General features: G+C 68.7%; 8 protein-coding genes. 1 reads left to right on the forward strand and 7 read right to left on the reverse strand.

The features are described 5' to 3' along the window. Positions 1 to 19 precede the first annotated feature (19 nt). A complete protein-coding gene (locus ASE91_RS11265; protein WP_056626285.1) occupies positions 20 to 667 on the reverse strand; it encodes a hypothetical protein in 648 nt (215 codons plus the stop codon). Between the two features lies 1 nt (position 668). Next, positions 669 to 1,562, reverse strand: coding sequence for a hypothetical protein (locus tag ASE91_RS11270; protein WP_056626287.1), 894 nt, complete (start codon positions 1,560 to 1,562; stop codon positions 669 to 671). A gap of 77 nt (positions 1,563 to 1,639) precedes the next feature. Between ASE91_RS11270 and ASE91_RS11275 the strand changes: the two genes are divergently transcribed. Then, positions 1,640 to 2,611, forward strand: a complete 972-nt coding sequence (locus tag ASE91_RS11275; RefSeq protein ID WP_056626289.1) for a hypothetical protein — start codon at positions 1,640 to 1,642, stop codon at positions 2,609 to 2,611. A 26-nt stretch (positions 2,612 to 2,637) separates the two neighbouring features. Here the strand turns inward: ASE91_RS11275 and ASE91_RS11280 are convergent, their stop codons facing one another. Genes ASE91_RS11280 through ASE91_RS11300 form a run of 5 tightly spaced genes read right to left on the reverse strand, consistent with a single transcriptional unit; the run spans position 2,638 to position 12,579 of the window. Further along, positions 2,638 to 6,291: a glycoside hydrolase family 99-like domain-containing protein gene (locus tag ASE91_RS11280; protein ID WP_056626291.1), complete on the reverse strand. Its 3,654-nt coding sequence runs from the start codon at positions 6,289 to 6,291 to the stop codon at positions 2,638 to 2,640. A gap of 26 nt (positions 6,292 to 6,317) precedes the next feature. After that, positions 6,318 to 7,787: a tetratricopeptide repeat protein gene (locus ASE91_RS11285; protein WP_056626293.1), complete on the reverse strand. Its 1,470-nt coding sequence runs from the start codon at positions 7,785 to 7,787 to the stop codon at positions 6,318 to 6,320. Positions 7,788 to 7,826: 39 nt separating this feature from the next. Further along, on the reverse strand, positions 7,827 to 9,368 hold the full coding sequence (locus ASE91_RS11290) for a TolC family protein (protein ID WP_056626296.1): 1,542 nt from the start codon (positions 9,366 to 9,368) through the stop codon (positions 7,827 to 7,829). 59 nt (positions 9,369 to 9,427) lie between these two features. Next, positions 9,428 to 10,786, reverse strand: a complete 1,359-nt coding sequence (locus ASE91_RS11295; RefSeq protein WP_056626298.1) for an HlyD family type I secretion periplasmic adaptor subunit — start codon at positions 10,784 to 10,786, stop codon at positions 9,428 to 9,430. 14 nt (positions 10,787 to 10,800) lie between these two features. After that, a complete protein-coding gene (locus ASE91_RS11300; RefSeq protein WP_056626299.1) occupies positions 10,801 to 12,579 on the reverse strand; it encodes a type I secretion system permease/ATPase in 1,779 nt (592 codons plus the stop codon). Positions 12,580 to 12,657 lie beyond the last annotated feature (78 nt).

Genomic DNA, 12,657 nt, shown 5'->3' on the forward strand with positions numbered 1-12,657 from the left:
CCCAATCGAAACTTGCATGCTAGCCAAATAAAGTTCGTAAGCGGGCATCGCTTACCCGGCCGTCAAATCCCGCCGCCGCCCGTTCGGCATACAGCGCGCGGTCCTCCGGCGACACGGCAGCGGCTTCCTTGTCCCAGTCGACCTCGACCAGCATCGCCTGCGAATCTTGGCGCAGCGCGCCGGCCGCCATCGCCAGCACGGTCAGTTCGGTATCGGCATAATGGCTGCGATAGCCGGGGTTAAACAGGTCACCGGCATAGTTGCCGCGTGCCCAAACGGTACGGACCATGCCGAACGCTGCCAGTGCCCCTGCCCATTTGCCGTCGTGAAACGCCAGCAGCCCACCCTGTCCGGCGTCCAGCGCGCACACCCCATGCGCCAGCCATCCGCGCCCGGCGAACGCATCCTGCGCGACATAGGCGACGTACGGCGCATCCGTGCGGCGAAAGGCCGCGTTGGCGACCGCGATGAAGCCGCGCCGCCGATCGTCGGCGATGCAGACGACGCTGACCGGCGTACCCGCACGGCGGGCCAGCTGCACCGCCGACCGCTTCGCCGCCGCCACGTCGATATACGGCATCACCACCAGCGGCCGGTCGTCTCGACCGATCCGCGCCGGCAACGCCTCGGCACTGGCGAACACGACCTCGGCCGCAGGAACGGGCATGTCAGGCAAAACGGATCTCGCCCGGCGTCACCTGCCGCAGATAGCGTTGTGCCCATTGCCGGCCGTGCTGCTGCTGGAGATAGAGGCTGCGATAATTGACCCAGCATGCCGCCAGCCAGGACGACCGGTCGCGACAGGCATGGTCCTTCATCTCGCGCAGCAGCTTCTGGTGCACGTTCATCTCGTCCTCGGGGATCGGCAGCGGTAGCTTGAACCCCGACAGATGCGCGCCGGCGGTGCGCAGGAACAGCGGGAACAGCCGTTCGACGATGAAGGGCATATAAGTGCAGCCCTTGTGCACCATGCGGTCGTCGGCGGCGGTGCTGTGCAGTGCGGCCTTGTCCCCGGCCGACAGATTGGCGTCGGCGCGCCGGATCGCGCCGCGCACGAACGGCAGATAGGCCGACCAGAACGCCGGCGTGCCGACGAAATAATTGGCGGTGGAATACTGGCTGGACGGGTCGATCGTGTCGACGGCCTCCCCCGGCAGCCCGGCCGCGACCAGAAAGGCACGCGACAGCTCCACGAACCGGGGATGCGCGGTTTCGCCCTGCACCCACAGATTGTGGTAGATACCCTCATGCTGCGGATGCGGGTTGCAAAAATAGACGTCGTGACCCGGATGGGCGGCGATCAGATCGAACAATTCGCCCCCGTCCAGCCCGGTCTTTTCGGTAAAACGCCACGACAGGGCACCCCATAACGCCGCACCCTGCACATGCGGCGAGATCGACAGCCGTTCGAACAGGTCGAATTCGAGATATTCGGTCGCCGGCCCGCGATTGTCGAGCGGGATGAAGCGCGGGTCGCACACGCTGCGATGCCAATCCTCATAATGGATCTGAAAGATGCGCGGCGGTTCCTCCTGCATCCCCTGATCGCGAACATCCGGCATCGTTAACCACCTCGTGACCTCCGGGCGGTAGGGTGCGGCGACATGCACACCACCTGCCCGGTCGAGGGACGTTAACCATGGAACTGATTGACAAACCGTCACCAACGCCGACGATCGGCTATCTGGGCGCGGTCGACGACGACCGGCAGGGACGGCTGAGCGGTTGGGCGATCACGCGACAGGGCGATCCGTGCGAGGTCACGGCCACCGTAAACGGCCGCAGCTTTGCCACCGCATCCGACCTGCCGCGCCCCGATCTGGCCGCCAAGGGCCAGTCGCGCGGTGCCGGCGGATGGCGGATCGAACTGGCCGACGCACTGGAGCCGGGCGAGAACCGTGTCGATGTCACCCTGCCCGACGGCACGCCCGTGTCGGGCAGCCCGCGCATGGTGATATGGACGCCGGCCCCCGCCGCCGCGCCTGCGCCGCGCCATCTGGGCGCGATCGACAGCGCCAATGCCCGGCTGCTGTCGGGCTGGGCGCTGACCGCGACCGGCGACCCGTGCGAGGTGACGATCACGGTCGGCGAGGACGACCCGGTGACCGTGCTGTCGGAGGGGACGCGCGCCGACCTGGCGGCCAAGGGCATGTCGCGCGGTGCCGGGGGCTGGCACCTGTTCCTTGAAGGCCGGTTGATGCCGGGAGCTAACCGGGTCACGATCGCGCTACCCGACGGTTCGGCCATGCCCGGCAGCCCACTGACCATCGAGGGGCCGCCGGTTGCGGCTCCTGTGCAGCCCGAAGCGGTTGAACCACCGGCACCGCCTGCGCCGGTTGTCGTGCCACCACCCGCGCCGATGATCGCGCCTGCACCGACGAGCGCGGTCGTGACCGAACTTCCGCCACGCCAGCGTCCGGCAATGCCGTCGCTGGCCGAACTGGACGAATTGTCGCTCGACGATATCGCGCTGGCGGTCGCCAGCGGCCGGGTACGGGTCGACGCACCACCGCCCCCGGAACCGGTCGCGCCGCCGGTGATTGCGCAACCCGAGTCGGAGGCCGCGCCATCGCCCCGGCGGAGCTGGATGGCGCGGCTGCTGGGGCGGTAGCGCGCGGATCAGCCGATTGACCCTGCTTATTGCACGATCGACGCCAGATAGGCCGCCCGTTCCGCCGCCCGGTCGGGACCGGGGTCGAGTGCGTGGACGCGGGCGATTTCGGCATGGTGGCGTCCGGCATCGCTGCGTTCGGCGAAGGAAGCGGCGTGCTGCCGGTGGCGGCATAGCGGTTCGGGCACGAACACCGCACCATAGCCCGCCGCCGCCGCGCGCAGATACAACAGCCAGTCGAACGCGAAGTCCAGCGAGGCCAGCGCCGCCCGCTCGCGCTCTAGCAGCTCGGCCAGCACCGCGCGCCGCCAGACCACCGAACTGACCGACAGCACCGGATTGCGTATCCGCATCCCCGACGCGCGCAGCGTTGCTGCATCGATCGCACCATCCTGAACGGCCGTACCGATCACCGATGCCGGATAGCCCGAATGATCGGCGATCACCTGATCGTCGCCATCGATCCATTCGACCGCGGTAAAGGCATAGGCGGCGTCGGGCGCATCCTGCAACGCGGTGACGCAGCGGTCGAGCATGTCGGGCGCGATCCAGTCGTCGCCTTCGGCCAGATGGAGGAATTCGGCATCGCTGTCGGCGACGATCTGTCGCCAGCTGGTCGGCAGATGGCCACCATTGGCCGGATCGGCGCGGAAGCCGAAGCCGAGCCGCGCGGCTTCGTGGCGCGCGGCGGCGGCGCTGCCGTCGGTCGAGGCAATGTCGTGATAGGTGACGCGCATGGGCGGCAGCGTCTGCTGTGCGATGCTGGCGCAGCGCGATGCGACGAAGCGGCCATGGTTATGGCCGATGATCGCGACCTCCACGGCCGGGGGAGCGAGTACTAGTCCCAACAAGGCGCGGACATAGCCCGGCCAGTCGAACCGTTCCGCCGCCCACGCCGCACGCGCCTCCGACCGGCCCAGCGCAAGCCCGGCCTGCACCGCCGCTGCCAGCGATGCGACGTCCTCGCCCTCGGCCAGCACGCCCAGATCACTATCCCCGGCGATCAGGTCGCTGATCCCGCCGGCATCGGCCAGCGCCACCACCGGCAGACTGCACGACCACGCCTCGATCGCGGCGGAAGGCAGCGGGTCCTCGCGCGACGACAGCAGGAACAGGTCGGCCGCTGCCATCAGCGTCTCGATCTCCGGGCTGTCGGGCAGGTGGAGCAGCCATCCCGCCGCGACCAGCGGCTCGATCCGGTCGGCCAGTGCCTGCGCGGTGGCGGGGTCCCAGTCGCCCTGCCACACGAACAGCATCGCCTCGTCCGCGGCGCAGGCGGCTTCGGCGGCGGCGACGAACAGATCGACCCCCTTGCGCCGGTCGCCATAGCCCAGCGCGACGACGACCGCACGGTCGTCATCCCGACCCAGCAGCGCGCGGCTTGCGGCATCGCGATCGACGCGCGCGACGCGGCGATACTGGCCCTGCGGCAACAGCGTGATCGCATCGGCAGGTACCCCGGCATCCCCGATCACCCGCGCGACCGATCGGGTGGACGCGACGAAGCCGCGTACCGCCCCCGCCGCTGCGCGCAGATCGGGCGCGAAGCCCAGCATGTTGGCCATAGCGGGCAGTTCGTGGATCAGCGACAGGACCTTGAGCCCAGCATCAGCCAGTGGCTTGAGAGCCGAGGCCGACGCACCGCTATTGACGATCGCCGCGCCGAACCCGTCGCGCACCAGGTCGGCTGCGACGCGATCGACTGGACGATGCGTGTTGCACACGATGGTCGGCGCGACCGCCTGATAGTCGGGCAGCAGCCCGTCATAGCCAGCATCGCCGCGCAACAACACGAAGCGGACGCTCGCCCCCAGATCGGCGGTCAGCGTGCGGCCGAGATGCAGCAGCAGCCGCTGCGCCCCGGCCGGAAAGGCATCATGCCCGACCAGCACGATCTTCAGCCCGCCGGCGTCGTCCTGTGGGTGCATCACCGCCTGTACGGTGTTGAGATACGCATAGCCGAAATGGCGATCGGGTTCGAGATAGGCACCCTCGCCCCATTCGTTCCACGCGTTGATGCAGACGATCGGATCGTCGCTGTCCGCCTCCGCCGCAGCGACCAGCGGTTCGAGCCACTGGCGGAACAGCGCGGGCGTCGATCCGTGGATTACCGAAGAAGCGCCTTGTCGGCGGCTGTCATTGTCCCAAGAGGGGAAACAAGCGCGTACCAGCGGATAGGGGGTCGGTTCGGCGAGATCGGCCAGCGCCGCCGCGACGAAGCGGTCGTAATCCCATACCTTCAGCGCCGGATTGCTGCCAAAGGGGCGCTGCGGCATCGCCAGCGGCAGTTCGCGGCTGTGCTTGTGCGGCGGAAACTCCATCGCCCCGTCAAGGTCGTAGACGCGCGGGTCGAGATCCTCGAAGGTCTGCGCCATCCAGATCACCGGGTCTTCGCCGAGCGTGCGGCAGGCTTCGCGGAAGCGCGCGATCCAGCCCATCGGATCGGGCAGGTGCCCGACGCGATAGATCACGAACAACGGCCGCCCCCCGATCCGGCGATAGCGCGGGTCGGCGGCATAGCGCACCAGATCGGCGGCGACTTCGCCGGGCAGCGTGTCCGGGTAGCGCTGTTCGAGCAGGATCTCCGCCTCCGACCCGTCCCAGCGGCGCGACCAGGTCTCGTTCGCCCAGATCAAGAAGAAACCGGTATCGAGCGACGGATCGGCAACGAAGCGATCGAGCGGGCGCTCGAGCAGCCGCTGATCGCCGAAATGATAGTAATAGAAGGCGAACCCGGCGAGCCCGGCCTGCCGCGCCAGCGCCACCTGCCGCGGCATGATGCGCGGGTCCTCGAGGTCGTAGAACCCCAGCGCTGAGGGGACGCGCGGCTGATAATGGCCCGAAAAACGCGGCGTGCCGCGCACGACATTATGCCATTCGGTGAACCCCTCCCCCCACCACGCGTCGTTCTCGGCGACGCGGTGATATTGGGTCAGGTAGAAGGCATAGACGTCGCAACGCCGCCGCGTGTCCGCAACCGGGGGCGCGGCGTGATGTTCGTAGAGCGGCGAAGGCCGGTGATTGGCGCGCACCTCCTCCTGCATCCGCTCGGCCGCCGAAGTGCGGTCGGTGCCGGTATCGTCGTCGCCGCCGCCCAGCAGTCGCCAGCGCGCCATCAGCGCGCGAAACGCCTCCGCATTGCTGCCCGACAGATGATAGCGTTCGCGGAGCGCAAACCAGTTGAAATCGGGCGAGGGCAGCCGCCCTTCATCGGCACCGACATGGACCCAGTGCCAATAGGGATCGACCCCGGCCGCGACCACATCCGGATTCTGTTCGCCATACCATGCCGCCGCGAAAAAACGGTTGGGATCGACCGGACGCCCGGCCTCGACCGCGCGCACATAGCCGACCAGCGCGGGTTCGTCGCGGCGACCGGCCCGCGTCCGGACGAAGGCGGGGTCGAGGCCGATCATCGGCTGATAGCCGTCGCCGTCGCCGACCGTCAGATAATGCGCCAGCAGGCAATGCCCCTCGGGCACGCGACGCAGCTGTCCGCGATACCAGAGAGGATCGAAATAAGGCGACGGCGCACGGTTCTCCGCCTCGCCCCGCACGATGTACTGCGCCAGCAGATCCTCTTCGCCGGCCAGATCGGGATTGTTCCGGGCGTAGAAGGCGGCGTCGAACGTGCGCGTGGCGCGGATCAGGCGGTGGAACTTGCGTTGAAGCGGGGTCATCCGGATGCCGAGCGAGAGGGACAGGGTCAGGCGGGTTGCGCGATCAGCGCCGCGATCTGACGCGCGAGCGTCGGATTGCGGCCCCGGGTGCGCGCATGGGACAGCACATGGCGCTGCGCGAACAACGGCCCGCCCGATGGCGGCCCGATCACGCGCACGCCTAGATGATAGGCCTCCACGGCGGTCAGTCCGGCGGCATAGGGGGCGGTGTTGACGATCGCCCGGTGCCGCGCGACCGCCGCCAGATAGGCGTCATGGCCATCGGGCGTGACGACCGCCGCGATCGATACCCCGATCGGCTCCAGAACGCGGCGCACCCGCTCCAGCGTGGCGCCATAAGCATAGCGGCGGTCGATCAGCGTCACCTCTCGCACATCTTCGGGCCAAAGCGGGCGCAGCGCGTCGGTCACCTTCACCGGATTGCCGACCAGCGCGACGCCCTGTTTGGGCAGGTCGCGCAGCCGCGCGATCGCGGCGGGCGGGGTATAGTCGCAATAGCCGCGATCGATCTCGACCAGCGGTTCGGCATAGAGCGCGCGCGACGTCGCGGGCGATTGCCATTTGTCGCCGATCCACCCGTCGAACGCATCCAGCCCGGTGGTGGCCGACTGGCCGCCGATCCAGGTGAAGGCCCGCGCCGCCGGCCGCGCCGACAGCGCCGACAGCGCGCCGACGTCGCTCCACCCGCCCAGATCGAACACCACGTCCAGCTCGGCGGCGACCAGACGGTCGGTCAGCGCCTCGGGTGGCACATGGGCGACGTCGTGCCATTCGCCGGCAAGGGCACGGAATTGCGCGGTCGCGGCATCGTCGCGCGTCCCCCGTTGAAAGATCACCAGATCATGCGTCGCGGCCAGCGCGGCCCAGGTCGAGAAGGTCAGGAAATAGACCGGTGAGGCGGACAGCAACGGCGAGATCAGCCCGACCCGCCGCCGCCCGCTGCGCAACACCCGGACGGGAGCCGCCGGGCGTTGCAGATGGGTGCGCGCGAAGGTCCGCAGTCCTTCGCTCAACGCCACCGGCGCGAGTGCGCCGGTATAGAGCGCCGCCATCAACCGCGTCAGTTCGGCATCGCTCGCCCAGTCGGGGTCCTGCGCGACCCGACCGGCCAGCGCCGCCGCCCGCGCGGCATCGCCGAAGACGTTGAGGTGCAGGTCGGCCAGCCCCATCAGCGCCGGGGCGCTGGCCGGATCGTGCGCCAGCACCGCCTGCCACTGCCGTTCGGCCTCGACCGGCTGTCCGCCGTCGCGCGCGACGCGGGCGAGCAGGGCTCGCGCCTGCCACAAGGTGGGCTGGATCGCGACCGCGCGCGCGGCGGCCTCGGTCGCCCCGCGCCGTTCGCCTGCGGCATACCGCGCCAGTGCGAGATTCTGCCAGATCGCGGCGTCGGCCGGACGCGCCTCGGCGGCGCGTGCGAACAGCGCCGCCGCCGCCGGCCAGTCGCCCGCATCGCGGCGTGCCTGCGCATCGGTCAGCAACGTGTCGATCGGGTCCATCGCCCCCGTCCTGCCCGCGACCGCGGCCACCGGCAATGGTCAGTTCCCCAGCAGAAAGGCTTGGGTCGTCGCCATCGCATCCTCGGGGGCGACGCCGGCCAGCAGCTGGAGGTTCAGATAGTTGATCGAAAGCGTCGTCGCTGCCTGAACATAGGCGTTCTTCACCTCGAACACCGTCTGGATCGCGTTGACGACATCGACATTGGTGCGCACGCCGCCTTCATAGCTGCGACTGTTCGCTTCGACCGACAGTTCGGCGGCCTGGATCGCCTTGGCATTGATCGCCAGCGCCTGCCGCCCGCCATCGACCAGCGCGTGGAGCCGTTCGAGTTCGGTGCGGGCGCGTTCCTCGACCTGCCGCCGTTCCTCGTACGAACGGCGGACCGTCGCATTGGCCGCGCCCACCTGAAAGATCGAAGCGGCGTTGAGCGGTGCCGACAGCGACAGGCCGACATAGCTGTCGGCTAGTCCGTTGCGCCGGGTATAGGTCGCGCTGGCCCCCAGCACCGGAAAGATCGATCCGCGCACCCGGCGCGCTTCGAGCTGGTTGATCCGTTCGGTCTGGCGCGCCGCCTCGATCTGCGGATTGGCGGATTCCTGCGTGCCGAGATAGGCATCGATCGGGTCGAGCACGACCGGACCGAACCGGTCGGGAAGGCGGAACGCGCCCGGCGGCACCGGTTGTCCGGTGATCGAGCGCAACCGCGTCGACGCCGCGATCAGATCGCTGTTCAACAGGATGCGGTTGGCCAGCGCCTGTTCGTAGCGCACCTCGATGTCGCGGGCGTCGGTGACGGTGCCCTGGCCCGCCTTGTACAGCCGGCTCGCCCGCTGCGACTGGGTACTGAACGCGGCGATGCGCGCATCGTTAAGCGCGATCGCCTCGGTCGCCTTGATGATGTCGGCGACGGCGGTCATCGTGCGCGTCGCCAGATCCTGCGCGCGCACCTCCAGCGTGGCGTCGGCATAGGCGCGGCGCGGGCGGCGCTGCTTCAGCGTGGCGAGGCCCGACATGCTGACGATCGGCTGCGTCACCGTCGCAACGTGCCGCGCACCGCCTTCGGTCGGGATGTTGTTATAGGTGTAGCTGGCCTGCGGGAGATAGGCGGTGATGGTCTGGCCCGCCGTTTCGCGGTTCACGTCGCGCTCGGCGATCGCCGCTTGAAAGGTCGGATCGTTCTCGCGGCCGAGCGTGTAGGCGGAGACGAGATCGATCTCGCCGGGCACCCGCACCCGCCGTTCGCCGGGGGCCCGCGGCCCCTGTACCTGCGGATCGACCGGTCCGACCGCCTCGGGCGTGTTGCCGAGCGGTGCCTGCGGCCCGGAAACCGGCCGCTGCGGCACCGGCGGCACGTCGGGCGAAAACGACGTGGCGGGGGGCAGCGGAAAGCTGGTGACGCGCCCGCCCAGTGCCGGTTGCGGTAGCGCGGGACTGGAGGGGACCCGATCGATCGTCACCGGCGGCGGCGCGGTGCCGCCCGACGTCGCGGTGCTGCCCTGTCCGGCGGCGCTGCTCATCGGCACCGGCGGCACGTTGACCCCGCCGGTCTGGGCACGCGGGGCGGCTCCGGCCGGATTCATGGTTAATGCGATGGCCGCTGCGAGGGCGGTCGCTGGCAGGCGATGCGATGACATGGAAATCAGTCCTTGAAAGCGCGCGCGAACTTGTCGGCCAGCGGCTTGAGCAGCCACGACATGAAAGTGCGCTCGCCACGCTTGGCGATCACGTCGGCGGGCATGCCGGGGCGCAGCTGGTTGTCGCCCAGCTCCTTCAGCGCGTCCGGCCCGATCTCGACCTGCGCGAGATAATAATCCTCGTTCTCGCGCACTTCCTCGCCGGGCTTGGCCTTCAGCTTGTCGATACCGACCGACTTCACCGTACCGTGGACGACGGGGGTGATGGTGGCGTTGAACGAGGTGAAGCGGACATCGGCGGGCATGCCGACATGGACCTTGTCGATCGATGCGGGCGGCACCTTGGTCTCGACGATCAGCGCGCCGTCCGACGGCACCACTTCCATCAGCACCTCGCCGCCGTTGATGACGCCGCCTTCGGTAAATACTTTCAGGTTGACGATCGTGCCGGCGACGGGGGCGCGGATCTCGCTCAGCGACTGGTTGAAGCGCGCCGCCGACAGCTTGGTGGCCAGCGCCTCGCGGTTCTTCTGGAACTCGGTCAGCTCCTTGGCGACCTCGCTCTGGAACTGCGACTGGGTCTCGGCCATCTGCGCCCGGATCTTGCCGACATCGGCCTGCGCGGTCTGCAGCGCCGCTTCCTGATCGACCTTGTTGCGCAAGGTGGTGTTATACTGCGCCTTGGGCACGAACCCGTCCTTGGCCAGCGTCTCGACGCTGTGCAGCTCTTCCGACAGCGTGCCCAGCTGCACCCGGTGCGATGCGACCGCGCCCGACAGGCCGGCGATCTGCGCGCTCAGGCCGCGTGCCTGTTCGGCATATTGCTGGCGGCGGGTGGTGAAGAAGCGCTGTTGCAGCATCTTGGCCTCGGCGACCTCGTTCGGGCTCTCACGCTCCAGCGCGGCCAGTTCAGGGTCCCAGACGATGCCGCGACCGAGCAGTTCGGCCTTGGCGCGGCTGACGCTGACCAGCGTGTTGATATATTCCTGGCGCAGGTTGGTGAGCGTCGCCTCGGTTTCCAGCGGGTTGATGCGCAGCAGCACCTGTCCCTGGCGCACCTTGTCGCCTTCGCTGACCAACACCTTCTGCACGACGCCGCCGGTCGGATGCTGCACCGCCTTGCGATAGCCCGCGACCGTCACCGTCCCGACCATGTTCGAACCGGCATCGATGGGCGCGGTGATCGACCAGACGAAGAACGCGCCGACCGCCGTCACGATCAGCCAGGTCCCCCGGCGACGGACGGTCGATTCCTCGACCGCGACCGGCTCCAGCCCGCGCTCGGCGAGCCGGGCGGGGTCATAGGGGTTCCAGCTGCGCTTCAACCGGGCGGCCCAGCCCCCTGCATCGGTTACCGTTGCCATGTCGTCCGTTTCCTTCAGGCGGCCTGTGGCGTGATCGGGGCGACCACGACGGGCTTGGGGGCGGGCTTCGGGTCTTCCGCGCCGGTGCGCACGGTGCGCACCGCCGCGATCATCTCGGCCGCCGGGCCGAAGCCGACCTGCCGGCCCTGACGCAGCACCAGCAGGTTATCGACCACGCTCATCAGGCGCGGGCGGTGGGTGGTGATCGCAAAGCTAGTGCCGCGCGCCTTCATGGCGGTGATCGCCCTGAGCAGCGCGGTCTCGCCCACTTCGTCGAGGTTCGCGTTCGGCTCGTCCATCACGACGTACGCCGGGTCGCCATAAAAGGCGCGGGCGATGGCGAGGCGCTGGCGCTGCCCGCCCGACAGCTGGAACCCGGTCTTGCCCAGAAACGTGTCATAGCCGTCGGGAAAGGCGAGGATGGTGTCGTGCATGTCGACCAGACGGGCGGCGGCGATGACCTTTTCGCTGTCGACCTCGCCCAGACGGGCGATATTCTCGGCGACGGTACCTTCGGGGAAACGGATTTCCTGCGGCACGAAGCCGATATGCGGCCCCACCTCGTCATGGTTCCATTCGTTCAGCTCGACGCCGTCGAGCCGGACCGATCCGGCGGCGGGCTTCCACACGCCGACCAGCAGCCGGGTGAGCGAGGTCTTGCCCGATCCCGACGGACCGATGATCGCCACCGCCTCGCCCGGGCGGATGGCGAAGCTGACGTCGGTGACGACCGGCCTGGTCGCGCCTGGCGGGGCGGCGGCGGCGCCGACCACGTCGAGCCGGCCGGTGGGCGCGGGCAGCGCCATGCGTCCGGCGCTGCGGGCTTCCTCGGTGAGGAGGATATTCAACCGGTCATAGGCGGCACGTGCCTGCACGATCTGCGGCCAGTTGCCCATCAGCCGCTGGAGCGGCGAGACCGCGCGCGAGATCAGCATCGACGCGGCGATCACCATGCCGCCGGTGATCTCGCCATTGATCGCCAGCCATGCGCCCAGCGCGATCTGGAGCGAGGGCAGCGCCTTGTTCAGGAATTTCGACAGGCCGCCGGCGATACCGCTGGCCTCCGATGCGTTGACGGACATCTGCAAGAACTGCCGATGCTTGTCATGCCACCGCCGGCGCACCGCCGGCAGCATGCCCAGCGCCAGCGTCGCATCGGCCTGCGCCAGGCCATCGGCGGCGACCGCCTGCGATTCCGTATTCTCGTCGTTGGCGGCCTTCAGGATCGGCGAGGAAATCTTCTGGGTGAACCACGCCGATACCAGCATCAGCACCACCGCGACCGCGATGAACGCGGCCAGCCACGGGTGGAACAGCGCACCGACGATGATGAACACGATCGCGAACGGCGCGCTCATCAGCGCGAGGATCGGCTCGCCGGTCATGAACTGACGGAACGACACGACGTCGCCCATCAACTGCTGGACATTCACGTTCCGCCGCCCGACCGAGCGACGGAACGAGGCGTCGAACACGTCCGCTGCCAGATCCCAGTCGGTGCGCAGCGAGATGCGGATCAGCAATCGGGTGCGCATCCATTCGAGCGCCGACCAGAACAAGTATACGCCGACGATCAGCAGCGTCAGCGAGACGAGCGTGACGCCGCTGCGCGTGCTGATGACGCGGTCATAGGCGCTCATCATGTACAGCATCGGCGCGACCGCGAGGCATTCGGTGATCGCGGTAAAGAAGAAGACGAGGTAGAAGGAGTGGCGACATGCCTTGAGCAGCCGTGCCACCGGCTTGTCCGCCGCGCGAAGCGGTCCGCTGCTGCCCTGTCCGTCCGTGGCCATTCACCTGCGCCTTGCCGTTGTTCGGATCGGCTATGCGGCGGGAATGGTTAAGATGGGGTTAGACGATCGTTGCGCGAA

This window comes from Sphingomonas sp. Leaf62 (genome assembly GCF_001421915.1).
Taxonomy (GTDB): Bacteria; Pseudomonadota; Alphaproteobacteria; order Sphingomonadales; family Sphingomonadaceae; genus Sphingomonas.